Source organism: Streptosporangium sp. NPDC002544 (assembly GCF_040295965.1).
In the GTDB taxonomy this organism is placed as follows: Bacteria; Actinomycetota; Actinomycetes; order Streptosporangiales; family Streptosporangiaceae; genus Streptosporangium.
The window spans coordinates 139,817-164,696 of the sequence record NZ_JBEOWJ010000008.1 but is presented as its reverse complement, the minus strand read 5'-3'; the positions used below and the strand labels follow the sequence as shown (position 1 = coordinate 164,696).

The following is a 24,880-nucleotide window of genomic DNA, read 5'->3' as shown; positions in this document are numbered from 1 at the left end:
GAAGGTCGGTGCGGGAGAGAGGCCGAGGTCAGAACAGTGACCGGTCGGAGGACCGGACAGAGGTCTGGTCGGGGATCAGGGCGAGGGCGTGGGCGAACTGGCGGCAGACCGCCGCGACGCGGGACTCGCTCGCGCCGGTGAGGCCGACCCCGCAGGAGTGCCGGACGATGTCGGTGTCGAGCACGAACGCCCCCGGCCCCACCTGCGGACAGCCCAGCGCGCTCAGCACCGGCCGCAACGTGTAGTCGACGGCCAGCAGGTGCGCCCGGCTGCCGCCGTTGGCCAGCGGCAGCGCGACCTTGCCCGCCAGCGCGCCCGGCGGCAGCACGTCCAGGAAGGTCTTGAGCAGCCCCGAGTAGGACGCCTGGAAGATCGGGGTGGCCACCACGACCCCGTCCGCCTGCTCGATCAACTCGATCGCGGAACGGATCTGCGGATCGGCGGAGTCCCCGGCGATCAGCGCCGCGGGTGGCAGGTCCGCCGGGCTGATCAGCACCGTGGTGTGGCCCTCCAACTCCAGCCGCTCGGCGACGTTCTCGACGAGGGCCGCGGTGGCGGAACCCGGGGCCGGGCCGCCGATCACTGCTACGACAAGGGCCATGCGAAAGATCTCCTACGGCGTGCTCGCCAGACGGATGGAGAAAGAGACGAGGTGCCCCCGCGACGTCGCGGTCAGGGCGAGTGAGGACGGCTGACCGGCGGGGCCGTCGTTGACGCTCGGTGATGGATGGCCTCAGCGACAGATGGCGCCGTCGGTCCGTACGAAGTCGACGAACAGGCAGCGCACCAGATCGATCTCCGGCACGCGACGCCTGTTGTACGTGGTCAGTGCCGCGAACATAAAAACCATACTTCCATACCGGTTTAGTAGGTTTCAAGTCGTGGCCCGATCCGGATCCCCGGACGCCCGTGACGGAACGTGTCCACGAGACCCTCGCCGCCGAACGGCCCTCGCCGATCACCCCCGGGAGCGACCACCCTCCCCCGTCGAAGCCGGACTCACCCGGGCCGCCAAGCAGCGGCCGGTCAACCGTGGCACGAGCAGCCCCGGAGAACGGCGCGGGTTGACACCTCGGCAGGCGCTGGAAAGACTCCCGTCGGGGAGAGTGTGATCTTAAGGAAGGTCCACGGTGTCACTGCGCCAGTCATGGACAGCGGACCATGAACCACTGTGCCTGGGGTACTCGTCGGGCGGCGACCTGGCTCTGCCCATCGAGGAACTCAACCTCACGGTCCGTGCGTACAACCGCCTCAAGCGCGTTGGCCTCCACACCTACGGCGAACTGGTCGCCCTCGGCGAACGGGATCTGCTGGCCATCGAGGGCTTCGATTCCGAGCTGGCCGAAGAGGTCAAGCAGAGGCTTGCCGACGTCGGCCTGTCCCTGCGAGCCGCCCCACCCGACGGTGTCCGGGAGCACTCCGTCTTCATCCGGCACAGCTCTTGGGCGTCCGTCCACGCGGTGGCCTTCCACCCCGACGGCCACCTGCTGGCCACCGCCGGTTGGGACGACACGACACAGCTGTGGGACACCAGCACCGACCGGCCCGTCGGTATCCCGCTCACCGGCCACGCCGACACCACGCCCCTCCCGCCTGACAGCAACCACACGCGGCTGTGGGACACCGAAGCCAAGAGCACAGCACGGTTGTGGGACACCACCACCGGCCGGCCCGTCGGTATCCCGCTCACCGGCCACACCGACATCGTCCGGTCGGTGGCCTTCCATCCCGACGGCCACCTACTGGCCACCGCCGGTGCGGACGACGCGGCACGGCTGTGGGACACCACCACCGGCCAACCCGTCGGCACTCCCCTGTCCGGCCACATCAGATCTGTTCACACAGTGGCCTTCCATCCCGACGGCCACCTGCTGGCCACCGCGGGCTGGGATTACGGGGTACGGCTGTGGGAGGTCTCCACCTGCAGGCTCATCGCCCTGTTCACCGGCCACACCGACACCATCTGGTCGGCGGCCTTCCACCCCGCCGGCCACTACCTGGCCACCGCGAGCGAGGACGGCACCGTACGGTTGTGGGACGCCACCGGCCAGACCGTCGCCCTGTTCAATCACACCAAGCCGGTCCACACACTGGCCTTCCACCCCGACGGCCACCTGCTGGCCACAGCGGGCGAGGACGGCACCGTACTGCTCTGGGACACCACCACCGGAAAGCCCGTCGGCACCCCGCCGGCCGGCCATGGCGACTACATCTGGTCGGTGGCCTTCCACCCCGAGGGCCACCTGCTGGCCACCGGGGGCGCCGATCGCACGGCGCGGCTGTGGGACACCGCCACCGGCCGGCCCCTCGCCCTGTTCAGCGGCCACCTCGGAGTCGTCACCTCGGTGGCCTTCCACCCCGACGGCCGCCTGCTGGCCACCGCCGGCCACGACAGCGCGACACGACTGTGGGACATCTCAGCGCTACATCCGTGACCTGTCAGAGCGGAGCGTCGAAACACACCAGGCCCTGCCTGGCGGATCCTGCCGTGGCGAGGATCGGTCAGGTGGTGCCTCGCAAGGCGGAGGAGAGAACCGCGGTGGGGACAGGGCCTGAAGAGAACCCCACAGCCACGCCTCGCCCGGCGTGGAGGCGGCGGCCCCGCCGATTCAGGTTCGGGGCGGCTCTGCCGAGGGAAGACGTACACACCACGCCTGTCGAGGACCAGGTTTTGAGCGTATTCCTCGCTTGAGGAAGATCACCGAATGCTACGACTCCGGCTGGACGGCGGGAATGGCATACGTATCCATGGGAGTTTCATCGGAGCCTGAGGGATTCGCCGGGATCGCACACCATACCGTCCGACCGCCGGCCCCGAAGTCGCGAATGCCCCAGTTTCCTGATGAAAGCTGGTTGACGATGAAAAGCCCTCGTCCGTCTTCCGCATTCGCGGGATGAACAAAACCCAGCAACCCCACGACACGCCGACCTGACAAAGCACTACCGGTCCAGGTGCCATGCGCGAACGAAGCCCGCGTAGTCGACCGACAGGAGGGTGCACTCGTCGGGCGAGACGAAGAAGGCCGACACCTCCTCACCGTGGCCGACGAAGTGGTCGAGGAGTTCGCCGCTCGTGCGGGCGACGACGACGCGCCGCGCGCCGCGGTCCCACCCGATGACGCGGTCGGCACCGATCTCCTGGTACCAGCGGACGTTGCCGATCGGGTCGGGGAACTGACGGGTCCCCGGCTGGGCGGACGGGTTCTCCAGGTCGATCACCGCATAGCCGCCGGGGATCCGGTGCAGCACGCGGCGGCCGTCGTGCGGGTCCCGGCCGATGTCCCGGGGCAGTTCGTGGAGCAGGAGGCACCGCTCGGGATCGATCAGGAACGCCCGTTCCGGGCGGGAGTAGGTCTCCAGCACGATGTGCGGCCCGATCGCGGAGATCCTCGGCCAGTTGACCGGAGCGATGCTCAGGTCGATGAACGCCTCGTCGATCGCAAAGTGCTGGGGGTCCGTCGTCTCACGGGTGTTCAGATCGATTCGCAGCAGGGGGAAACCGGGCCGGGGGTGGTAGTGGCCGTCGATCATGTAGGCGGTGTCGCCCGCGATCCGTGGCGGCCCCGGGGTCTGGGCGTGCCACACGAGCCGTCCTGTCGCCACCTCCCAGGCCCGCAGCGTGTCCCAGGTCGCGTGCCAGACGAGGTCGCCGCGGAAGAACAGCGTGGCCTGGCGGCCGACGAACCTGTCGAGAGCAGGGAAGTCCTCCAGGGCCACCCCCCGCATCCGGTCCGGCCGCTCGAAGTCGAGCCTGGCGAGCGTGCCCTCGCGGACGATCCAGTGCTCGCCGTCGCGGACGCCGTGCGCGACGCCTCTGGTCCACCGGGTGACCGTCGCGCCTCGTGGAGGTGCCAGGAGTCGGGGCTCGCCGAGCCGCTCGATCGCTCCGGTCGCGGTGTCGCAGCGGTGGACGACGCCGTCGCGTCCGCCGAGGGCCACCATGGCGCCCCGTTCGGCGACCGCGAGGGCGGTCACCGCCGCGTCGCGGTCGGGCTGGCGGCGGCTGCCCGTCCGCCTGAGGACTCCCGGGCTCGCGGACGCGAATGTCGGGACGCGGCTGAGCGAGGCCAGCACCTTCTCCTGGGAACGGTCGGCTACCGGTTCCACGTAGAAGACGGCGGCGTCGGCCTCCAGGTCCCAGACCTGAACGTCACAGCCGGTCTGCAGGACCGCCAGATGCCCGCGGTCCGGGCTGAACGCCAGCGGGCCCGCCCATGCGCTGGCCAGCTCCCGGTCCCGGTCTCTGGTCTGTCGCCCGCTCTTCGCGGAGACGCGCCGCAGCCACCAATTCCGGTTGTCGGCCTCCCACAGGTGATCGGGCTTCTCGGCGAAGCGCACCGACACCTGCCGGACGCCGTTCCTGCCCCTGCGGTCCCACGCGTGGAGTTCGACGCCGGTGCGGGCGTCGTGGACACGGACGCGGACGCGGTCCTTGACCACCACGAGGCGCCGCCCCGAGGGATGGACGTCGAAGTCGGTGGTCTCTCCGTCGGCGATCGGCGTCCATGTCGACTCTCCCAGCTCGCGGTCGAGCCGGGCGACGTGCGAGTCACCAGCCAGCCACACGTCGCGCGGCGTCACCGTGACGAAGTGCGCGGGATGGTCGAGCGCATGATCGGCTTCGACCTCCATGGCCGCGTTCCAGGCGATGACACGCCGCGCCGACACGCCCAGGATCCGCGGGCCGTCGGTCACCAGGTCCAGCACCGGGTCCTCCGAGCCGTCGCGCACCACGCGCACCGTGCTGGGGGATCCGATGTCCCAGGACTCGATCCGCCCGTCCTCGCGGGCCACGACCAGGAATCCGGTCTGCCCGAACGCCATCGCGGTGATTGCCGCAGCCATCCGCTCTTCCTTCCGGTGTCACGCGTGGGTCTGGATCTGCTCCCGCCGTGCCGCTTCGAGCGCGCGGGACCAGAGAGAAGCTAGAGGCCACGACTGGCGAGCGGCTTGTCGATCACTGGGAGGCCACGAGCCGGTGACGAGCTCGATGATGCAGGTCCGATGGAGAGCGGTCGTGCCTGCACAAACTCACCGCCCGTCTGGCGGCCACCTATGGCACGGTCGTGGTCGAGAGCCCCAACGTGTCCGGTATGCCGACCAACTGCTGACCGCTCGCTCATTCGCCCCCGGCCCCCGGGTTGTCGCGGCCGGCCGGGGTGTTCGGCGCCCAATCGATGGCGCGGGACAGCTCGGCCAGACCGGTCAGGTAGTGGCCGCACCAGGCGGGCAACAGGCCCTACCAGCCTTCCTCGCGGCTCACAAGCGTTTTCCAAGCATGATCACGCACTCTGCCGACAGGACATCACGTGTTCGGGACGCGATTCTCACCGGAGTCGTCTTTCGTCTAGCACGTGCTTCTTCACGAAGGGCAGAAAGAAAATGAGAACTCGTCGTCTGGCCGCAGCGGTGCTGATAGCCGGTGGACTCGCCGGTGGCACCATGGTCGGCCCCGCCGCAGCCGCCACCACGGCGGCGGCCTCCGCGCAGGCCGCCCCATCCTGGCACCTCGCGGGCCACTACCAGTACAGAAACGACTGCACCAAAACCGGTTTCAAAGCCATTACCAATGGCGGCATCGTCCAGGCTTACAGGTGCGATCTCGAGGGCTCTCTCTTCGCCCTTTACCTCTACTACTAAAATAGTCTGAGTAAACGTCGGCTCGGGACGGATCTCTCCGTGAGTCCGTTCCGAGCCGACCGTGCAGGCCGCCCGTGTTGGCAGGCCGACTCAAGAACACCATCGGCCGGGCCCGATATCGGAGTGCGGGGTCGATCCTGATCGCCTAGCGTGACCGGGATGAGAGACCGACCGGAAGACGTCGATGAGGGCGAGTTGTCGCGGGTCCTGGACAAGTGGGGAATCGGCGCCGCCTCGCTGGCGTATGCACCGGTCGGCTTCGGCGACCATCACTGGATCGCGGCCGATGACAGGGGACGAAAGTGGTTCGTCACCGTCGCCGATCTGGAGCTCAAGAACGGACAGGGTTCGCAGGCCGCCCTGCGAGGCCTGCGCAAGGCCATGGACACCGCGGCGGCCCTGCGTGACCAGGAGAAGCTGGACTTCGTGGTGGCGCCGCTGCGGGCCGCCGACGGCGAGACCGTCCACCGGCTCGGGCCCCGGTACGCCCTCAGCGTCTTCCCGTTCGTGGAGGGGGTTGCCGGAGACTTCGACCAACCGTTGACACCGCAGGAGCGCGGCGCCGTCCTGGACCTGCTCGCCGAGCTGCATCGGCAGACGCCTCCTGCCTCAACGCCGGTGCTTCACGCGGAGCTTTCGATGCGCGGCCTCCTGGAGAAGGCCCTCGAAGGAGTCATCTCTTGGGCGGGCGGGCCGTTCGCCGAGCCTGCCAGGACCCTGCTCTCCGGCCGCGCCCCCGGTCTGCGGCAGCGGCTGGAGGAGTTCGACCGGCTGGTCAAGGAGCTCAAGGAAAGCCACAGAGCACCCGTCGTCACCCACGGTGAGCCGCACCCGGGCAACCTCCTGCGGCTGGAAGACCGTTACCTGATGGTCGACTGGGACACGGTGGGTCTCGCATCGCCCGAACGCGACCTGTGGTCGGTCGTGCGGGAGCCAGAAGACCTGGCACGGTACGCGAAGGCCGGCGGTCGGATGCCCGACGCCTCGGCCCTCACGCTCTACCGGCTCCGCTGGGATCTTGAAGAGGTGTCCATATACGTTGACTGGTTCCGCGCACCACATGACCGTTCCCTCGACATGGAACAGGCATGGGACGGGCTGGTGGGTGCCGTGGAACGCCTCACTGACAAGGCACCGGAAAAACGCCAGACGCTGCGGTAGCCGCCGATCGGCGCTCAGGAAGGCGCCGACCGAGCGCCGTCGGAGCCGGAGCCAGTGGCCACACGGCACCGTCAGCGGCCGGCTCGTTCTCGACGCCGGGCAGGTCCCGCCGGCCTTGCCCGGCCTCGTTGCCGCCTGATCGCGACGAGGCGGGCCGCGACGGGCTGCCCGAGGAGGATGCCGAGGAGGGTCAGCATCAGCCCGCAGAGCTGTTGCGCGGTGAGCACCTCTCCGGCGATCGTCGTGCCGAGCAGCACCCCGGTCACCGGGTTCAGCAACCCGACGAGTCCCACCGTTCCCGCCGACAGATGCCGCAGTCCCGCGAACCAGGCGACGAAGGCGAGAGCCGTCGCGATGACGCTGAGATAACCGAACCCGAGGATCTCGGGTCCGTCCAGGCTCGGCGGCGGGCCCTCCACCGCGACGGCGAAGGGCAGCAGGACGACGCCCCCGGCGATGAGCTGCCACGAGGTCGACGACAGCACGTCGACCTCGTGGCTCCACCTCTTGGCCAGCACGAAGCCGAACGACGACATCACCATGGCCGCGACGGACGCGAGCACGCCCAGGGGGTCGACGGCGGCCGCGCCGGTGAACAGCATGAGGCAGACACCCGCGATGCCGACGCCGGCTCCGGTCAGGTGCAGGACCTTCGGGCGCTCCGAGAGCAGTGACCAGGCCAGCAGCATCATCACGACGGGCGACGTCGCCATGATCGTCGAGGCGACGCTCGTCGGAAGCAGCTGGGCCGCCAGGTAGACGAGCGCGAAGAACGCGCTCATGTTGATGGTGCCGAGGAGCAGGGATTTCCACCACCACGCCCCCCGAGGAAGCTTCCTGCCGATGAGGAGAAGCAGCAGTCCCGCGGGCAGCGCCCTGATGACCGCCCCGTACAGGGGGTAGCCGGGCGGGAGGAACTGGTGGGTGACGAAGTAGGTCGTCCCCCACGCGATCGGCGCCATCGCCGTGACCAATGCCCAGCGAAAATTAACTTCCATGGAAGACAATATAGCTTCCTTGGAAGCTATACTCCAGACATGAGCGAACCTCTGGATCATGTAGCCCGCATCCAGCAGGAATGGGCTCGCGAGCGGCCGGACCTGGACGTGAGCCCGCAGGGTGTGATCGGGCGCCTGCATCGCCTGGCCGGACACCTCACCGAACAGCTCTGTGTCGTCTACCGGCGGTACGGGCTCGGGGAGGGAGAGTTCGACGTCCTCGCCACCCTGCGACGCGGTGGCGCACCGTTCGAGCGCGCCCCCGGAGAGCTGGCCGCCTTCACCATGGTCACCACCGGCGCGATGACCAAACGCATCGACCGGCTCGAACGTGACGGGCTGGTCACCCGTCGCCCGAGCGAGAGCGACGGCCGCGGCCGGGTGGTCGCGCTCACCGCCGCGGGCAAGGAGCTGATCGACCGGGCGTTCACCGAGCACATGCGCAACGAACGCCGCCTCCTCGACGAGCTGACCCCCGAAGAGGCCGCGCAGCTCGAATCACTCCTCGCCGCCTGGCTGGCCCGCTTCGAAACGCCGCTCCGGACGGATACCTGAGCCGCTCGCGGACGGACGAGAGCAGGCCCCCGCTCGAAGAGCGAGGGCCCGGTCGTGGTCTGAGCCGGTCAGACGGGGAGGTGGACGTGACGGGTGGCGCCCGGCTCCGTACTCGTCAGCGCAGGTAGAGACGGAGCAGGTCCTCCTCGGTCTCCCGGCGCACGATCGCCCTGGCGGCCCCATCGCGGACGGCGACCACCGGGGGCCGCGTCACATGGTTGTAGTTGCTCGCCATCGACCGCTGGTAGGCCCCCGAGGCGGGGATCGCCAGCAGATCGCCGGGCCGTACGTCGGCGGGCAGCGGCAGGTCTCGGACGAGCACGTCGCCGCTCTCGCAGTGCTTGCCGACCACGGTGACCTCACGCAGCGGGGCGTCCGAGGAGCGGGAGGCCAGGAGCGCGGTGTAGGCGGCGCCGTACATGGCGGGGCGCGGATTGTCGCTCATCCCGCCGTCCACGCTGACATAGGTGTTGACGCCGGGGATCTCCTTGACCGTACCCACCTCGTAGAGGGCGACGGCGGTGGGTCCGGCGATCGAGCGGCCCGGCTCGACGGCGAGCCGCACCCGGGCGGGTACGGCCTCACGCAGCGCCGCGACCACCTCGGCCGGGCGTGGCGGGACCGGGTCGCCGGGCCGGTAGACGATGCCCAGGCCGCCGCCGAGGTCGAGCTTGGGGATCGTCACGCCGTGCTCAAGCTCGCAGGCCAGCAGGAAGCCGGCCATCCGGCGGGCGGCCAGGGTGAAGCCGCCCAGATCGGTGATCTGCGAGCCGATGTGCGAGTGCAGCCCGGTCAGCTCCAGTGAGGTGGTGGCCAGGACCCGGCGGACCGCCTCGGCCGCCAGTCCGGCACTGAGCGAGAACCCGAACTTCGAGTCGTCGCCCCCGGTGGCGATGAACTCGTGGGTGTGCGCCTCCACCCCGGGGGTGACCCGGATCATCACGCGCTGCCGTACCCCCGCCTCGTCCGCGAGGGCGGCCAGGCGCTCGATCTCGGTGAAGGAGTCCACGACCACGCAGCCGACGCCCCAGGTGACGGCGCGGCGCAGCTCGGCGACCGACTTGTTGTTGCCGTGGAAGACCACCCGCGCGGGGTCCATGCCCCCGGCCAGGGCCACGGCCAGCTCGCCCCCGGTGCACACGTCGAGGCAGAGTCCGGCCGCCTCCAGCCAGCGCACCACCTCGGGGCAGAGGAAGGCCTTGCCGCCGTAGTGCACCTCCCCGTCGGGGAGCGCCTCCCGCCACTCCGCGCAGCGGCCCTGGAACTCCTCCTCGTCGAGGATGTAGGCGGGCGTGCCGAACTCGGCGGCGAGCTCCCGCACGCCGATCCCGCCGATGCGGAGTTCCCCGCCGGTCCATGCCGCAGTGCGCGGCCAGCCGTTCTCCATCACCAAGGTCATGGTGTCGAAGGTAGAGAGTGATGGCTTTTGTCCGGTCTTAGCGGCGAAGTTTTCGATGCCAAGGCTCGCAAGCATTCACGTGTGTTGGGGCCGTTACCTCCCGTCGACACCATAAGCTCAACTATTCGCAAACTAGGAGATTTCGTGACAAAGCGCCTGTATTCGGTCATCGCTGTCGCGCTGGCGGTGTCGGCATTCGCCGGCGGCTGCGGGCGCTCGTCGTCGGGAACCGACGCCGGCGCGGGCGCCGCCTCGGCGGCCGGCAAGACCGCCAAGGACCTGGTGCCCGAGGCCGTCCGCAAGACGGGCGAGCTCCGGATGGCGACCTCGGAGGGCTATCCGCCGATGGAGATGTACAAGCCGGGCACCCAAGAGCTCACCGGCGTCGACCCGGACCTCGCCGAGGCGATCGCGGCCAAGCTCGGCCTGAAGGTCAAGGTGACCAACGCAGCCTTCGACGGCCTGATCCCGGGTCTGCAGGCGGGCCGCTGGGACGTGGTGATGTCCTCGATGAGCGACACCGAGGAGCGCCGCGCGGCCGTCGACTTCGTCGACTACTTCAACGCCGGCGGGGCCATCATGGTCAAGAAGGGCAACCCCGAGGGCATCAAGACCCTTGAGGACCTGTGCGGCCGTACCGTCGTGCTGGCCAAGGGCAGCTCGAACCTCGCGATCGGGCAGCGGCAGGACGAGAAGTGCGCCAAGAAGATGCAGATCATGCAGAGTGAGGACGCGCCGACCGGCCTGCTGAGCATCGACTCCGGCCGCGCGGTCGCCACCATCGTCGACTCGCCCGTCGCGGCGATGTACGCCAAGGAGACCGGCAAGTACGACGTGCTGCCCGAGCAGTACGACGCCGGTCCCTGGGGCATCGCGATCGACCGGCGCAACACCGCGCTGCGCGACGCCGTGGCCAAGGCGATGCAGGAACTGACCGCCGACGGCGGTTACCAGGCGGTCCTGGAGAAGTACGGCGTCGCGAGCAACGCCGTGCCCGAGGTGACGGTCAACACCAAGCCATGGAAGTGACCGGAACCGCCGCGGGCACCGAGAATCCGCACCTGCCGATCGACGCGCTCCGCCCGCCGCGGCCCGGCCGGTGGATCATGGCGACGGTCGCCGGATTCGTCCTGGTCTGGCTGGCCTACACGATCATCGTCAACGAGAACCTGCACTGGGACGTCATCGCCGCGTACCTGATGGACGGCAGGGTCCTCGGCGGCCTGTGGGTCACGATCCAGCTCACCGTGCTGTCGATGGTGATCGGCCTGGCGCTGGGCATCCTCGCCGCGGTGATGCAGCTGTCCGGCAGCCCCGTGCTGCGGGGCGCCTCCGCGCTCTACACCTGGTTCTTCCGCGGCACCCCGCTGCTGGTCCAGCTCATCTTCTGGTTCAACATCGGGCTGGTCTTCCCCTCCTTCGGCATCGGCGTGCCGTTCGACGGCCCCAAGCTGATCGAGTGGCAGGCCAACGAGCTGATCACGCCCTTCACCGCGGCCCTGCTCGGTCTGGCGATCAACGAGGGCGCCTACATGGCCGAGATCGTCCGGGCGGGCATCCGCTCGGTGGACCCCGGCCAGCGCGAGGCGGCCGAGGCGCTCGGCATGTCACACCGGCAGGTGCTTCGCCGGGTGGTGCTTCCCCAGGCGATGCGGGTGATCATCCCGCCCACCGGCAACCAGTTCATCTCGATGCTCAAGACCACCTCGATGGTCTCGGTCATCGCCGGGGCCGAGCTGCTGACCGTCTCCCAGCGCATCTACCTCGGCAACTTCGAGGTGATCGCGCTGCTCGTCGTGGCCTCCATCTGGTACATCGTGCTCACCACCATCGCCAGCGTCGGCCAGCACTTCATCGAGAAGCGGTTCGAGCGCGGCCACCACACGCTGCAGGTCAGGGTCCGCCGCAACCTGCGGCCGTTCAGCAGGGGGAACGTCTGATGACCGAGCCCATGGTGAGCATCCGCTCGGTGCGCAAGTGCTTCGGCTCCGTCGAGGTGCTCAAGGGCATCAGCCTGGACGTGCCCGTAGGCGGCGTGGTCTGCGTCGTCGGCCCGTCCGGGTCCGGCAAGTCGACACTGCTGCGCTGCGTCAACCGGCTGGAGACCATCGACTCCGGCCGCATCCGGGTGGACGGCGACCTGATCGGCTACGCCGAACAGGGCGACCGGCTCCACCATCTGAGCCCCGCCCGGCTCTGCCGCCAGCGGCAGGACATCGGCATGGTGTTCCAGCGCTTCCACCTCTTCCCGCACCGCACGGCACTGGAGAACGTCATGGAGGGCCCGGTGGTCGTCAAGGGCGTCTCCAAGGGGGACGCCAGAAGAAGGGCGCTGGAACTGCTGGAACGAGTGGGCCTGGCGGACCGCGCGGACCACTACCCCGCCCAGCTCTCCGGCGGCCAGCAGCAGCGCGTGGCGATCGCCCGCAGTCTGGCCATGGACCCCAAGCTCATGCTCTTCGACGAGCCGACCAGCGCGCTCGACCCCGAACTGGTCCAGGAGGTGCTCGCGGTCATGCGGGACCTGGCCGTCAGCGGGATGACGATGATGGTCGTGACCCACGAGATGAGCTTCGCCCGCGAGGTCGGCGACAACCTGGTCTTCATCGACGGCGGGGTGATCGTCGAGCAGGGCCATCCCCGCGACGTGCTCGCCAACCCACGCCACGAACGCTTCCGCACCTTCCTCGGGCAGGTCCTGTGATCCCCCACTTCGATCTGCTGCTCCGAGGCGGCCTGGTGGTCGACGGTACGGCGGCGCCCGATGCCGCCCGCTCCGCCGACGTCGGTGTCCTCGCCGGTCGCCTCACGCTGCTGCCTCCGGGAGCCCCGGCCGGCTCCCGCCACACCGAGGACGTGACCGGCCTCGTCGTCGCCCCCGGCTTCATCGACGTGCACACCCACTCCGACGGCGTCACCCTGATCGACGGGGAAGTGGGCGGCGACATGGTCCAGGCCGCCGTCCTGCAGGGTGTCACCACGGAGATCTGCGGCAACTGCGGCTCCAGTCTCTTCCCCGCCCTGCCGGAACGGCTGGCCGCGATGCGCGCGGAGAGCCGGGTCTACTTCGGTGGCGATGTCGGGATGTACGAGGGCTTCGCCGAGTTCGCCGCCGCGCATGCGGCCGTGCCCCGCGCCAACCACCTCGCCTCCCTCGTCGGGCACGGCACGCTCCGCGCCGGAGTGATCGGCCCCGTCGATCGGGCCGCCACCCCCGGCGAGCTGGAGACCATGTGCGCGCTGCTCGACCGGGCGCTCTCGGCGGGCGCGGCCGGGCTCTCCAGCGGGCTCATCTACACCCCCGGCACCTACGCGAGCACCGACGAGGTCGTCGCGCTGGCCGCCGTCGCGGCCGGGCACGGCAAGCCGTACGTCACCCACCTGCGCGATGAGATGTCACGCGTGGAGGAGGCTCTGGAGGAGGCCGTCGAGATCGCGCGCAGGAGCGGCGCCCCGCTGCACGTCTCCCACCACAAGACGGCGGGCAAGTACGCCTGGGGACGCACCGAGCGCACCCTGCCCAGAATCGCCGGGCTGCGGGCCGAGGGCATGGACGTGACCTGCGACGTCTATCCCTACACCGCGGGAAGCACGGCGCTGGGCGCGATGCTCCCGCCCTGGGCCTCGGACGGTGGGGTGTCCGCGCTGATGGCGCGGCTGGCCGACCCCGGCCAGCGCGATCGGATGCGCCGAGCCATCGCCGAGGGCGTCCCCGGCTGGGAGAACACCGTCGGCAACGGCGGCTGGGACCGCATCTCGATCGCCTGTGCGCCACGCCACCCCGAGACGGAGGGGCACACGATCGCCGAACTGGCCGCCACCCGCGGCCAGGACCCCCTCGACGTGGCCGCCGCCCTGCTCGTCGCCGAGCGGGGCGAGGTCACGATCATCAGCCACTCCATGATCGAGGACGATGTGCGGCGGGTGCTGGCCGCGCCGTACTCGATGATCGGCTCCGACGGCGTGCCCAAGCCCGGCGGCCGTCCCCACCCGCGCTGGGCGGGGACGTTCCCCCGCGTGCTCGGGCACTACACCCGGGAGCTGGGACTGCTCGACCTGGAGACGGCGGTGCACAAGATGACCGGCATGGCCGCGGCCAGGTTCGGGCTGGCAGGGCGCGGCGTGATCAGTGACGGCGCCCATGCCGACCTGGTCGTCTTCGACCCCGGCTCGATCGCCGACGGCGCCACCTTCGCCGCGCCGCTGGTCCCGCCGACGGGAGTCCACTCGGTGATCGTCGCCGGTGAGCGCGTGGTCCGCGACGGTGCCGAGACCGGCGCCCGGCCGGGGACGGTGCTGGCCACGTGATCGACGGTGACGGTGACCTCGGGAAGGACGACGGGTTCCGGGAGGATGAGGCGATGACAGAGTTCGACCTGCCGGGTGAGAGCGGCGCCGCCGCGGTGATCTCCAGGGTGGCCGTGTCGGTGCCGGGGCTGATCTCCGTCCACGAGGACGCCGAGCTGCCCCTCGCCAGCGTCGGCAAGCTGCTGCTGCTCGCCGTGGTGGCACGGGGGATCACCGAGGGGGAGCTCGATCCCGCCGAGATCGTGGAGCTGCGGGAGGATGACCGCTGCGGGGGTTCCGGTCTCCTCGGCGTCCTGTCCGGCCGCCGCTGGGCGATCGGGGACCTCGCCGTGCTCACCGCGTCGGTGAGCGACAACACCGCGACCAACGCGCTGCTGCGCCGGCTCGGCCTGGACCGGGTCGCCGAGGGCGCCGCCGCGCTCGGCTTCGCGCGGACGCGGATCCTCGACCGGATCCGCGAGCCGCGCCTGCCCTCGCACCCGCCGACCTTCGCCGTCGGTACGGCGGGCGAGCTCGCCCGGTTCGCGGCCGGGCTCGACGGCCGCCGGGAGTGGACCCGGCTCCTGCTGGGCTGGATGGCCTGCAACACCGACCGGAGCCTGGTTCCCGCCCTGCTGCCGAGCGAGCCGGAGGAGCGGGAGATCCCCGGCTCCGTTCCCGCCGGGACGGTGTGGGTGGCGAACAAGACCGGCACCGACGTCGGGGTGCGGGCCGATGTGGGTGTGATGATCGGCTCCGGGCGCCGGATCGGCTACGCCGTGCTGGCCAACGGTCCCGCCGGCGGCGAGCACGCCCTGGTGGGGCGTGCCCGCCAGGCCGGCCTGGCCATCGGCCGCCTGGCCGGCCTGCCTCCCGACCGCTGACCCGGGACACGCCGGTCGGCCATGCCGGCGTGTCCCCCGGCACCTCGGCAGGGCCTGCTCCATCCGCACGTCGTATCCGGCGCCGTTGTGGCGAGAACGTCGTCGATGTTCCCGCCCCGATCGGCGGGCCGGAGTATCGGCCCGCCGAGGAGTCAGCGCAGGGCGTTGCGGATCTGGGCCGAGGCGTCGCGCAGGTAGTCGATGAAGGAGCGCAGCGCCGGGTTGGGATTGGTCGGACGGGTGGCGGCGCCGATCCTGCGATAGAGGCGGGGCCCGTCCAACCTGCACACCTGGATGCCCGAGGCCCCCTGCGCGCCGAGGCTGGGCACCAGCGCCACCCCCAGTCCGGCCCTGACCAGTCCGAGCGTGACCTCGTAGTGGTCGCTACGGCAACGGATCATCGGGCTGAACCCCTCCAGCGCGCTGGCACGCTCCAGCACCGAGACCGGGGTGTCGGTGCCGTACGTGGTGATCCACGGCTCGCCGGCCAGGTCGGCGAGCCGTACCCGCTGCCGCTGCCCCGCCGGATGGCCCGGCGGCACGACCAGAAGCTGCGGCTCGTCGAACAGGTGGGTGACCTCGACCCCCTCCGGCGGCTTCCAGGGATCGAGCGCGTGCTCGAAGACGACCAGGACGTCCAGCGCGCCACGCTCCAGGTCGGGCAGGAGCTCGTGCGGCTGGCCGAGCACCAGGTCGAGCTCCACGGCGGGGTGGCGGGCGGTGAAGGTCGACAGCGCCAGCGGCAGCAGCCGGTATCCCGCGGAGGCGAAGAAACCGATCCGCAGTTGCCCGGCGTCGGCCCTGGCCTGCGCCAGCAGATCCTTCTCCGCCGCCTCGATGATGTCGAGCACTTCCTGCGCCCGGGTCGCGAGCCGCCGCCCGGCCGCGGTCAGCCGCAGGCTCTGCGCGCCCCGCTCGACCAGGCCCACACCGGCCTCCTCCTCCAGTTTGGAGAGCTGGTGGGACACCGCGGAGGGCGAGAGCCGCAGGGTACGGGCGGCTCCCGCGATGCTCCCCGTCCTGAAGATCTCCAGAAGCACCCGCAGGCGTTGGCTGCTCAGCACCGTTCCAGTATCGGCACCGGCGAAGCGGCCGGACGGCCGGGGTCCTCGGATGGCTTGTCAGCCGTCCAGACGGACGGTGACGGTGACGCGACCCGCTTCGTCACGTCTGGCGACCGCATGCCCGGTGCGATCGATCCCATCCAGCTGCAGCGATATCGGACCACCCTCGGCCAAGAAGTTGCGCCACCACATCTTGGCGTCGGGGAACTGAACACCGATCGTGACGGTGTCGGCCGTGCGCCGGAAGGCGACGGGTGTGCTGAAGGTGCGTCCCGAGCGGCGTCCCGTATAGGTGACGACCGTGAGGCGTCCGCTGATCAGCCGGCCCCATCGAGGAGAGGAGCGCAACGTCAGGACACAGGTGTTGAAACGGCCGATCGCTCGCTTCGGAAGCGGTCCCTGATATCGCACAGAACCTCCATCACCACGGATATCTCTTGTCGGCCAGCGTAACCGGATAAGTGGAGAGCCCCATCCGTTTGGCCTAAAGTGGGAAACATGAGCGCTGAGGCATCTCATATGCCGGCCGTCCCCGACGCGGCCGTGGGGTTACGCGCCGACGCGCGGCAGAACCGCGACCGCATCGTCGAGGTCGCCCGCGAACTGTTCGCCGACCGCGGACTCGACGTGCCGATGGCCGCGATCGCCCGGCATGCCCAGGTGGGGATCGCGACGCTCTACCGCCGTTTCCCCACCAAGGAATCCCTGGTCACCGAGGTATTCGCCGATCAGTTCGAGGCATGCGTGTCGGTCGTCGACGACGCGCTGGCCGATCCGGACTCGTGGCGCGGATTCTGCGCGGCCATCGAGAAGGTTTGCACCATGCAGGCCGTCGACCGTGGCTTCAGCGCGGCCTTCGTCGCGGCGTTCCCCGACGCGGTCGACATCGAGCAGGTACGCGACCGCGCCATACAGGGCTTCGCCGAGCTAACGCGACGCGCCAAGGCGATCGGGCGGCTACGCGCCGACTTCGCGCAGGACGACCTCGCCCTACTACTCATGGCCAACGGCGGCGTCATCACCGAATCCCCCGAAGCGGCCCTGGCCGCGTCCCGGCGGCTCGTCGCCTACCTGCTCAGCGCCTTCCGCGCCGAACAGGCCGAGCCCCTCCCGCCACCCGCCCCGCTCAACCTGCGTGACGTCCTGAACTGAGAATCCGAACCTGGAGCGGCCGCCAGTGGATGGTCACCGGAGTCGGCGTTGAGAATCGCTCTGTGCCGTACCGGCCCCGCTGTGTTCCGTGCCGGATCAGGCGGCGCGGCCGGCCTTGAGTGAGGCCGCGGTGTCGACTACGCGGCGGGCCTGGTAACGGGCCGCCTGCAAGGCCACCTCGCTGGGTGGGCCATCGCCGGCCACGTGGGAGGTGCCGTAGGGATTGCCCGACTGGAACTGGATCGGGTCGGTGTAGCCGGGGGGCACGATGATGCCGCCCCAGTGGTAGAACGTGTTCCCCAGCGCCAGGAGGGTGGATTCCTGTCCGCCGTGGGCGGTGTTGGAGGCGGTGAAAGCCGAGTACACCTTGTCCGCGAGCCTGCCTTGGTACCACAGGCCACCGGTGGTGTCGATGAACGCCCTGAGCTGGCCGGCCGGGTTGCCGAAGCGGGTGGGGGTACCGAACAGCACCGCGTCGGCCCAGTCCAGGTCGTCGAGGCCGGCCTCGGCGATATCGGCGGTGTCCTGGAGGTGCTGGGCCCAGTCCGGCCTGGCGCTGATCGCCTCCGGTGGGGCCAGTTCGGCGACCTTGCGCAGTCGCACGTGTGCGCCCGCCTTTTCCGCGCCCTCGGCGGCGGCCTGCGCCAAGGCGTGCACGGTGCCTGTGGCACTGTAGTAAATGATCGCGACGTTCACGGGTTCCATGATCGGTTTCCTTCCTTCGCGTTCGGTTCATCGGTACGACGACACAACCCTTCGGAATGTGAGGCGATTCGCCGGCCTCACAGTTCGGTGCGCTGTCTCGTCGAACCGGTGAGGGAAGATGCGACCAAGGAAAGTCGGGGACACCGTGACCACCCCATCCGAGCCAGGAGACGGCCGGCTCGATCCGGGCCTGAGCGCGATCATGAGCGAGCGGCGTCAGCTGACCAATCTCGCCTACCGGCTCCTCGGCTCCCTGGCCGATGCCGAGGATGTCGTCCAGGAGACCTACGCCCGCTGGTACGCCATGTCCCGGCAGCAGCAGGAAGGCATCGAATCCCCCGGCGCCTGGCTGACCAGGGTCGCCGGTCGCATCTGCCTCGACCTGCTCGGCTCGGCACGGGCCCGGCGCGAGAGCTACGTGGGCGAATGGATTCCGGAGCCGCTGCCCGAGCGTACGGAGTGGATCAGCGGGCGGTGCGGCGGCACCACGACCGACCCGGCCGACCGGGTCACCCTGGATGAGTCGGTCAACATGGCCTTCCTCGTCGTGCTCGAATCGATGACCCCGGCCGAGCGGGTCGCGTTCATCCTGCACGATGTCTTCCGCTACTCCTTCGCCGAAGTGGCCGAGATCGTCAGCCGTACCCCGGCGGCCTGCCGCCAGCTGGCCTCCTCGGCCCGCCGTCGCATTCGCGCGTCGCGGGCTCCCGCGGCTCCGGCGGCCCAGCAGGCCGGCATCGTCAGAGCCTTCAAGCAGGCATGGGCGGCCAAGGACATCGACGCCCTCATCGGCCTTCTCGACCCCGACGCCACGGCGACCGGCGACAGTGGCGGACTCGTCAGCGCCGAACTCCGCCCGATCGAAGGCGCCGAGCAGATCGCGCGCTTCTTCGCCGATCGGAGCAGTGCGGTCCCCAAGGCGACGATCCTGGAGTGTACGGTCAACGGTCAGCCCGGTCTGGTGGCCCGGCTGGACGGCGTCACCGTGTCGGTGCTGGCGTTCGACGTCGCAGGCGACCGGATCAAGCACATCTGGGCAGTACTCAACCCCGACAAGCTCCGGCCTTGGACGACGGGCTGACACGCGCCTTCGCACCATCAGGCCCGCCCGCTGTTTCGAACGCGGCGGCCTGGCCGCCGCGTTCGTCACCGTCCGCGCACTCATCCGCCGAGCAGGACCCCGCTGCCGCCGGGACACCCGACCCACATCACGCCGACTCCGGTGACCGTCTACCGGCGGCCGCTCTCAAAACAGGCCCTACCAGCTGAGATCGCTTCCAGGACGAGGACGGCCCGCACGATCGCAGTGCTGATCGGCCGTCCTGACCGGGTTCCGGTGACCCGGTCAGGACGGGCCGATCAGTGTTCCTTGTCGTCGCTGAGCAGGAAGCCGGGCCGGGAACGATCCCAGCCCGGCACGTTCAGCGCGTTGAGCGCCGAGACGATGCGTTTCTCCTCGTAGACGAAGTGCGTCTCCATCAGCGCGGCGAGACCGTCCAGCTCGCTGCGCACCACGGCCGGATCCGTCTCCTGGTCCAGGCCGCCGACGAGCGCCTCCAGCCTCCTGAGGGAGTCCTCCACCAGCCGGTGGTCGCGACGCAGTTCGTCCAGCACCGGGCGCAGTTCGGGAAACCGCTCGGCGAGCTCGGGGAACGCGCCGTCGTCCTCACCGGTGTGGTGCCGGTTCAGGGCGGAACAGAAGGTCAGGCAGTGGGCCCGCAGTTCGCGGGGGCGCGCGCCGCCGTCGAGGTAGGCCTCGACGTTCTCGCGGAGTGCGGCGAGCTCCTCACGGAGCCAGAGATGTACTTCGATCAGTTGGTTGCCGAACGCCATCAGGCGTCCATCGGGTGTTTCCAAGGTCGTCCAGTGTTCCGGCGCCTCCATGCCCTCGGCGATCTCTTTGCCGGGTGCACCGCGACGCTGGCACAGAACCTCATCATCATCGCGACGATCGGTCAACCCGCACTCGCACCGGCCGGAGAAAGGGCGACCCACCCCGTTACGCTCCCACGGTGAGGGGATGCCGGTGCGATCCACGCACAAGATCGCGTTCATGACGGAGACGGATCTCCGTGTCCGGCGAGACCAACGATCTCGTCGGCCCAGCGATCCAGCAGGATCGGGTCGTGACTGATCGCCAGCACTCCCGCCCCGGTACGCTCCCGGTAGGCGTTCACCACCCCGACCAGGTGTGCCTGCGTGGAGGCGTCCAGCATGGTGGTCATCTCATCGCAGATCAGGTAGCGGGGTTCCAAGGTCAGTGCCCTGGCCACGCAGGCCCGCTGCAACTGCCCGTCGGAGACCTCGTGCGGCCATCGGGTGAGCAGGTCGCCGGTCAGACCTGTCTCCCTGGCCAGTTCGGTGACGCGCCCCTCATCCGGCCGGCCGTTCGCGGTCAGCGGCTCGCCGATCACTTCGGCGAGTTTGAGGCGCGGGTCCACCGAGAGCCTGGGCTGCTGGTAGATCAGGGCCACTCGGGTGCGCAGGTCGCGGGCCGCGCGCTGCCGCCAGCGCGTCACGATCGTGCCGTCCACGGTGAGCGTGCCCGACGCCGGACGCAGCATCAGCGCCATGACCCTGGCCAGCGTCGACTTCCCGCAGCCGCTCGGCCCGGCCAGGCCGGTCACCTTACCGGGCATGATCGTCAGGGACGTCTCGTCCAGCGCGGTGTGCCTGCCGTACCTGACGGTGATTCCGGACGCTTCAAGCATGCCTGTCCTCCAGGGCGTGGTGGCAGGCCACGCCGCCGTCCATCGGTGGCGGCACGGCGCACCGCTCGGTTTCGTGGCCGCAGCGCGACCGGAACGCACACCCTTCGGGCAGCCGGGTCAGCTCGGGCGGCAGGCCGGGGATGGGGACGAACGCCCGATCCGGCTGGGCCGCCACCAGCCCCGCCGTGTACGGATGGCGGGGGCGCCCGAGTACCTCGGCCACCGGCCCCACCTCGACCAGGCGGCTGGCGTACATCACCGCGAGGTCGTCGGCGACCCGCTCGGCGGCGCGCAGGTCGTGCGTGATCAGGAGTACCGCACGTCCCTCGTCGCACAACTCGCGCAGCGTCGCCATCGCCCGGTCCACCAGCGGCCGGTCCAGCCCGCTGGTCGGCTCGTCGGCCAGCACCAGCCACGGGTCGCCTGCCAGCGCGATCGCGTTCGCCACGCGCTGGGCCATGCCGCCCGACAGCTCGTGCGGGTAGCGGTCCAGCTCCTGCGGGCGCAGGCCGTACCGCGCCGCCAGGTCATCGGCCGTGGCGTGCGAGCCGAGCTCGCGCATGGCCTCCTGGAGTTGCGCCCGTGCCGTACGCACCGGCGTGAGGTGGGTGGCCGGGCTCTGCGGGATGAGCCCGATCGCCCGCCCGCGCACCCGCCTGGCCAGTACGGCCTGCGAGGCGCCGAGGAGTTCCACCGGCTCCTCGCCGTGCTCCAGCCATGCCTGGCCGGAGACGGTCGCGTTGTCCGGCAGCAGGCCGAGCAGCGCGTGCGCGAGCACCGACTTGCCGCACCCGGACTCACCCACCAGGGCCAGGCAGCTACCCGGCCGTACCTCGAAGGTCGCCTCGCTGACCGCCTGCACCAGCGCACCGGGGATGCGGAAGCTGACGCTCAGCCCCTGAACCCGTAGCCGTCCGCGGCCGGTCACAGTTCCGGTCACAGTTCCAGCTCCGATCTCCAGCGAGGGTTGCGGCGGTCACGCCAGTGCTGGGCCAGCACCGACACCGCCAGCGTGGGCACCAGGATGAACAGGCCGGGCATCAGGCTCGACCACCAGTCGCCGGTGAGCAACGAGCGCTGCCCATCGTTGATCATGTTGCCGAGTGAGGCCAGGTGCGGCGGGAGTCCCAGGCCGAGGAAGCTCAGCGCGGTCTCGTGCCAGATCGCGTGGGGCATCATCAGCACCGTCGCCAGCATCAGGTGGGGGAAAAGGTGCGGCAGTAGATGGCGGCGGACCACCCGCATCCTGGTCGAGCCTCCGGAGATCGCCGCCTCCACGAACGGGCGCGAGCGCAGCGAGAGCACCTCGGAGCGTACGATCCGCGCCGCCGTGGTCCAGTGCGTCACACCTACGGAGACCACCACGGCGGCGGCGCTCGGCGCGAACAGCGCGACGATGAAGATGCCGAACAGCAGGTGCGGCAGGGCGTTGAAGCCGTCCACCACCCGCATGAGAAGGCGGTCGGGCAGTCCTCCCAGACTGCCGGCCGCCAGGCCCATGAGTCCGCCGATCACCATGCTGACCAGCGCGGCCACCAGGCCCACCAGGAAGGAGACGCGCAGGCCGTAGATCGACCGGATCAGCACGTCCCGCCCGACCTCGTCGGTGCCGAGGGGGTGTGCGAAAGAGGGGGGCTGCCCGGCCGCGCGCAGGTCCACCAGGCTCTGGTCGAGTTGCACGACAGGCGGCACCAGGAGTACGGCGAGCGCCAGCAGCACCAGGGTGCCGGCCGCGAACCTCACCGGCATTCAGCCCACCCCCAAAGTGCGCACCCGCGGATCGGCCACGGTGTAGGCGATGTCGGCAAGCAGGTTGCCGACCAGCACCGCCGCCGTGCCCAGCAGCGTGAGCGCCGCCAGCAGCGGGAAGTCCACGGCCAGCGCCGCCTGTACCGAGGCCGCGGCGACGCCGGGCCAGGAGAAGATCGTCTCGACCAGGATCGCGCCGGTGACCAGTTCCGGCATCCGAGCGCCGAGCAGGGTGAGAAAGGGCAGCAGCGCCGACCTCAGCGCGTGCCGCACGATCACGGTTCGCTCGCGCAGGCCGCGGGCGCGCGCGCCGATCACGAAGTCCTCCCGCAGCACCCCGATGACCGACTCCCGCACGTAGAGCACCAGCCACGACGACTGGGAGATCGCCAGCACCGCGACCGGCAGGACCATGTGCGCGGCCACATCAGCGGGGCTGATCGTGGTCGACGCCGCGTCGGTCAGGCCCCCCGCCGGCAGCCAGCCCAACTGGACCGCGAAGACCCAGATGGCCAGCAGCCCCAGCCAGAACACCGGGGCGGCCTCGTTGGCGAACGCGCCGCCGGTGATCGCCCGGTCCACCCAGGAGCCGCGCCGCCAGGCGGCGAGGGTACCCACCACCAGGCTGCCGACGAACATCAGCACCAGCGCCGAGCCGGTGGCCAGCAGGGTCCAGCCCAGCCGCTCGCCGATGATCTCGCCGACCGGCCGATGCAAGGAGCGCGACTCGCCCAGCTCACCGCTGACCAGGTTGCCGAACCAGGTGGCGTACTGCTCGAGGACCGGCCGGTCCAGGCCCCAGTTCTGCCTGATCGACTCGACCACCTCAGGAGAGGTGACCAGCGCGCGTTCGCCGAGGTACTGCCTGACCGGGTCGAAGGGGGAGGCCTGGGCCAGCGCGAACATGCCGATCGTAACGGCCACCAGCAGTGGCACCGCGAAGACCACCCGCCAGGCGATCATCTTGAGTACCGCTCTCACGCGGCCGGCTTCCAGGTGTGGATGCCGGCGAACAGGCCTCCGGTGGCGTGCTCGTGGCCGTCCACGCCCGGCACGATCCCTTCGTACCTGCCGCGGATCACGTACACGTGCTTGAGGAAGACCAGGTACGAATAGACCTCGTCGTCCCTGATGACCTTCTGGAAGTCGGCGTAGATCCGCTCGCGCTCCGCCTGCTCTCCCGAGGCCCTGCCCTGCTCCAGCAGCCTGTCGGCCTCGGGGTTGTCGTAGCGGCCCGGGTTGAAGAAGCCCTGGCCCTTGAAGTCGGAGTGAAACAGCTCGTAGTTGACGTAGTCGGGGTCATACGGGCTGCCGAACCCCATGACCGCCGCATCCCTGTCCAGTCGCGCTTCGATCGCGTCCCAGTCCAGGCCGATCGGCTCGACCCGCAGACCGATCCTCTTGGCGTCGGAGGCGGCGGCCAGCGCGAGTTCCTTGCGCAGCGAGTCGCCCGCCGGATACATCAGGGTGAACTCGGCACTCCTGCCGTCCTTCTCCCTGATACCGTCCTTCCCCATGATCCAGCCCGCCTCGTCAAGCAGCTTGCCGGCGGCTTCGGGATCGGTGTCACCGGTCACTTCGGGGTTGTGCCATCTGGTATCGGGCGAGACCGGCCCGTAGGCGGGAACACCCGCGCCGGCCAGGATCGTGTCGACCATCGCCTGCCGGTCGAGGGCCAGGCTGAACGCCTTGCGTACGGCCCGGTCGCCGGTCACCGGCTGGGTCATCGGGAACATGATCGCGCGATAGTCGGCGCTCGGTACGTCATACACGGTCACGTCCTGCCGGCCGCGTAGGCCGACGGCGGCCTTCGGCGGCAGCACGGTGGCGTCGAACTCGCCTGCCCGAACCCGGGTCGCGCGCACATTGTCGTCGGGGGCGAAGGCGAGCACCAACCTGGAGATCGCCGGAGCGCCGCCCCAGTACTCCTTGTTCGCCTCCAGCACGATCTTGTCTCCGGGCGTCCAGGAGACGAACCGGTAGGGGCCGCTGCCGACCGGCTTGGTCTTCTCCATCGTGCCCATGGGCACGATGCCGAGCGTGCTGCGCTGCACGAACGGCGCATAGGGATACCGAAGACTGAACACCACGGTCCGCGCGTCGGGAGCCGCCACATCCTTGATCGCCGAATAGTCGCTCCTGATCGTGGAGTTGTTGGCGGGATCGAGCAGCGCCTCGTAGGTGTACTCCACGTCCTTGCTGGTCAGCGGCTTGCCGTCGTGGAACTTCAGCCCTTCCTTCAGAGTGAAGGTGACGGTCGTCCCGTCCTTGGAGACGGTGGGCGGCTCAGCGGCGAGCGCGGGCTTGATCGTCAGGTCGGGTGCCCGGCTCATCAACCCGTCGAAGATCAACGATCCCCCGTCGGGAGAGAACCCGAGCACCGGGCTCAAATTGTCGAATTCCGAGCTCAGCCCGATGACGAACGTGTCATCCGGCGGGTCGGCCGGCCCCTGCGGGGCGGAACAGGCCGCACCGGCCAGAGCGAGGACGACGCACAGCGTGGCGGACTTCTGGAGAAGTTTTGTCACAAGAGAAGTTCTATCAGTTGCATATTACTTGCAATAACTTGGGATGA

General features: G+C 69.8%; 24 protein-coding genes and 2 pseudogenes. 13 read left to right on the top strand and 13 right to left on the bottom strand.

The window, feature by feature from the left end:
- Positions 1-28: 28 nt before the first annotated feature.
- Positions 29-601: an NAD(P)H-dependent oxidoreductase gene (locus tag ABT061_RS14435; protein WP_350916517.1), complete on the bottom strand. Its 573-nt coding sequence runs from the start codon at positions 599-601 to the stop codon at positions 29-31.
- A 595-nt stretch (positions 602-1,196) separates the two neighbouring features.
- Here ABT061_RS14435 and ABT061_RS14430 point away from each other — a divergent pair.
- A pseudogene (locus ABT061_RS14430) lies at positions 1,197-1,400 on the top strand (DNA-directed RNA polymerase subunit alpha C-terminal domain-containing protein); the annotation flags it as partial.
- Complete coding sequence (locus ABT061_RS14425; protein WP_350916883.1) at positions 1,377-2,435, top strand: WD40 repeat domain-containing protein; 1,059 nt, start codon at positions 1,377-1,379, stop codon at positions 2,433-2,435. The pseudogene ABT061_RS14430 and the gene ABT061_RS14425, both read left to right, overlap by 24 nt.
- A 505-nt stretch (positions 2,436-2,940) precedes the next feature.
- Here ABT061_RS14425 and ABT061_RS14420 read toward each other — a convergent pair.
- Complete coding sequence (locus ABT061_RS14420) at positions 2,941-4,845, bottom strand: hypothetical protein (RefSeq protein WP_350916514.1); 1,905 nt, start codon at positions 4,843-4,845, stop codon at positions 2,941-2,943.
- A gap of 537 nt (positions 4,846-5,382) precedes the next feature.
- Here ABT061_RS14420 and ABT061_RS14415 point away from each other — a divergent pair.
- A complete protein-coding gene (locus ABT061_RS14415; protein ID WP_350916511.1) occupies positions 5,383-5,640 on the top strand; it encodes a hypothetical protein in 258 nt (85 codons plus the stop codon).
- Positions 5,641-5,799: 159 nt separating this feature from the next.
- The gene (locus ABT061_RS14410) at positions 5,800-6,801 is read left to right on the top strand and encodes a phosphotransferase enzyme family protein (protein WP_350916508.1); all 1,002 of its coding nucleotides are present in this window, start codon (positions 5,800-5,802) and stop codon (positions 6,799-6,801) included.
- 71 nt (positions 6,802-6,872) lie between these two features.
- Here the strand turns inward: ABT061_RS14410 and ABT061_RS14405 are convergent, their stop codons facing one another.
- A complete protein-coding gene (locus ABT061_RS14405) occupies positions 6,873-7,799 on the bottom strand; it encodes an EamA family transporter (RefSeq protein WP_350916505.1) in 927 nt (308 codons plus the stop codon).
- A gap of 39 nt (positions 7,800-7,838) precedes the next feature.
- On the opposite strand from ABT061_RS14405, the gene ABT061_RS14400 reads away from it, so the two are divergent.
- Positions 7,839-8,354: a MarR family winged helix-turn-helix transcriptional regulator gene (locus tag ABT061_RS14400; RefSeq protein WP_350916502.1), complete on the top strand. Its 516-nt coding sequence runs from the start codon at positions 7,839-7,841 to the stop codon at positions 8,352-8,354.
- Between the two features lie 115 nt (positions 8,355-8,469).
- On the opposite strand, the gene lysA is transcribed toward ABT061_RS14400, so the two are convergent.
- Positions 8,470-9,753, bottom strand: a complete 1,284-nt coding sequence (lysA, locus tag ABT061_RS14395; protein ID WP_350916499.1) for a diaminopimelate decarboxylase — start codon at positions 9,751-9,753, stop codon at positions 8,470-8,472.
- Positions 9,754-9,897: 144 nt separating this feature from the next.
- Between lysA and ABT061_RS14390 the strand changes: the two genes are divergently transcribed.
- The 5 genes from ABT061_RS14390 to ABT061_RS14370 are packed head-to-tail and all read left to right on the top strand — an operon-like array spanning position 9,898 to position 14,924.
- A complete protein-coding gene (locus tag ABT061_RS14390; protein WP_350916496.1) occupies positions 9,898-10,782 on the top strand; it encodes an ABC transporter substrate-binding protein in 885 nt (294 codons plus the stop codon).
- On the top strand, positions 10,773-11,693 hold the full coding sequence (locus tag ABT061_RS14385; protein ID WP_350916492.1) for an amino acid ABC transporter permease: 921 nt from the start codon (positions 10,773-10,775) through the stop codon (positions 11,691-11,693). The genes ABT061_RS14390 and ABT061_RS14385 overlap by 10 nt, the downstream gene beginning before the upstream one ends.
- A complete protein-coding gene (locus ABT061_RS14380; protein ID WP_350916489.1) occupies positions 11,693-12,457 on the top strand; it encodes an amino acid ABC transporter ATP-binding protein in 765 nt (254 codons plus the stop codon). The genes ABT061_RS14385 and ABT061_RS14380 overlap by 1 nt, the downstream gene beginning before the upstream one ends.
- Positions 12,454-14,061 carry an N-acyl-D-amino-acid deacylase family protein gene (locus tag ABT061_RS14375; protein WP_350916486.1) on the top strand — a complete coding sequence of 536 codons (1,608 nt, stop codon included), beginning with the start codon at positions 12,454-12,456 and terminating at the stop codon, positions 14,059-14,061. Before ABT061_RS14380 ends, ABT061_RS14375 begins: the two co-directional genes overlap by 4 nt.
- Positions 14,062-14,114: 53 nt before the next feature.
- Complete coding sequence (locus ABT061_RS14370; RefSeq protein ID WP_350916483.1) at positions 14,115-14,924, top strand: serine hydrolase; 810 nt, start codon at positions 14,115-14,117, stop codon at positions 14,922-14,924.
- A 152-nt stretch (positions 14,925-15,076) separates the two neighbouring features.
- Here ABT061_RS14370 and ABT061_RS14365 read toward each other — a convergent pair whose 3' ends face one another.
- Together ABT061_RS14365 and ABT061_RS14360 are read right to left on the bottom strand one after the other, a co-directional pair.
- Complete coding sequence (locus ABT061_RS14365) at positions 15,077-15,988, bottom strand: LysR family transcriptional regulator (protein WP_350916480.1); 912 nt, start codon at positions 15,986-15,988, stop codon at positions 15,077-15,079.
- A gap of 57 nt (positions 15,989-16,045) precedes the next feature.
- Entirely contained in the window at positions 16,046-16,399 is a 354-nt protein-coding gene (locus ABT061_RS14360; RefSeq protein WP_350916477.1) for a hypothetical protein, read from the bottom strand.
- An 87-nt stretch (positions 16,400-16,486) separates the two neighbouring features.
- Here ABT061_RS14360 and ABT061_RS14355 point away from each other — a divergent pair, with 87 nt between their 5' ends.
- A complete protein-coding gene (locus tag ABT061_RS14355; protein ID WP_350916474.1) occupies positions 16,487-17,140 on the top strand; it encodes a TetR/AcrR family transcriptional regulator in 654 nt (217 codons plus the stop codon).
- 96 nt (positions 17,141-17,236) lie between these two features.
- Here the strand turns inward: ABT061_RS14355 and wrbA are convergent, their stop codons facing one another.
- The gene (gene wrbA / locus ABT061_RS14350) at positions 17,237-17,845 is read right to left on the bottom strand and encodes an NAD(P)H:quinone oxidoreductase (protein WP_350916471.1); all 609 of its coding nucleotides are present in this window, start codon (positions 17,843-17,845) and stop codon (positions 17,237-17,239) included.
- A gap of 145 nt (positions 17,846-17,990) precedes the next feature.
- Between wrbA and sigJ the strand changes: the two genes are divergently transcribed.
- Positions 17,991-18,926 carry an RNA polymerase sigma factor SigJ gene (gene sigJ, locus ABT061_RS14345; RefSeq protein ID WP_350916468.1) on the top strand — a complete coding sequence of 312 codons (936 nt, stop codon included), beginning with the start codon at positions 17,991-17,993 and terminating at the stop codon, positions 18,924-18,926.
- Between the two features lie 28 nt (positions 18,927-18,954).
- Positions 18,955-19,071: pseudogene (locus ABT061_RS14340) on the top strand (IS5/IS1182 family transposase); the annotation flags it as partial.
- A gap of 133 nt (positions 19,072-19,204) precedes the next feature.
- Here ABT061_RS14340 and ABT061_RS14335 read toward each other — a convergent pair.
- The 6 genes from ABT061_RS14335 to ABT061_RS14310 form a co-directional block, all read right to left on the bottom strand.
- On the bottom strand, positions 19,205-19,678 hold the full coding sequence (locus tag ABT061_RS14335; protein WP_350916465.1) for a hemerythrin domain-containing protein: 474 nt from the start codon (positions 19,676-19,678) through the stop codon (positions 19,205-19,207).
- 218 nt (positions 19,679-19,896) lie between these two features.
- Positions 19,897-20,556: an ABC transporter ATP-binding protein gene (locus ABT061_RS14330; RefSeq protein WP_350916462.1), complete on the bottom strand. Its 660-nt coding sequence runs from the start codon at positions 20,554-20,556 to the stop codon at positions 19,897-19,899.
- A complete protein-coding gene (locus ABT061_RS14325; protein ID WP_350916459.1) occupies positions 20,549-21,496 on the bottom strand; it encodes an ABC transporter ATP-binding protein in 948 nt (315 codons plus the stop codon). Before ABT061_RS14325 ends, ABT061_RS14330 begins: the two co-directional genes overlap by 8 nt.
- Positions 21,493-22,305, bottom strand: a complete 813-nt coding sequence (locus ABT061_RS14320; RefSeq protein WP_350916456.1) for an ABC transporter permease — start codon at positions 22,303-22,305, stop codon at positions 21,493-21,495. Before ABT061_RS14320 ends, ABT061_RS14325 begins: the two co-directional genes overlap by 4 nt.
- Positions 22,306-23,286 carry an ABC transporter permease gene (locus ABT061_RS14315; RefSeq protein WP_350916453.1) on the bottom strand — a complete coding sequence of 327 codons (981 nt, stop codon included), beginning with the start codon at positions 23,284-23,286 and terminating at the stop codon, positions 22,306-22,308.
- Positions 23,283-24,833, bottom strand: coding sequence for an ABC transporter substrate-binding protein (locus tag ABT061_RS14310; RefSeq protein ID WP_350916450.1), 1,551 nt, complete (start codon positions 24,831-24,833; stop codon positions 23,283-23,285). The genes ABT061_RS14315 and ABT061_RS14310 overlap by 4 nt, the downstream gene beginning before the upstream one ends.
- Between the last annotated feature and the right edge of the window lie 47 nt (positions 24,834-24,880).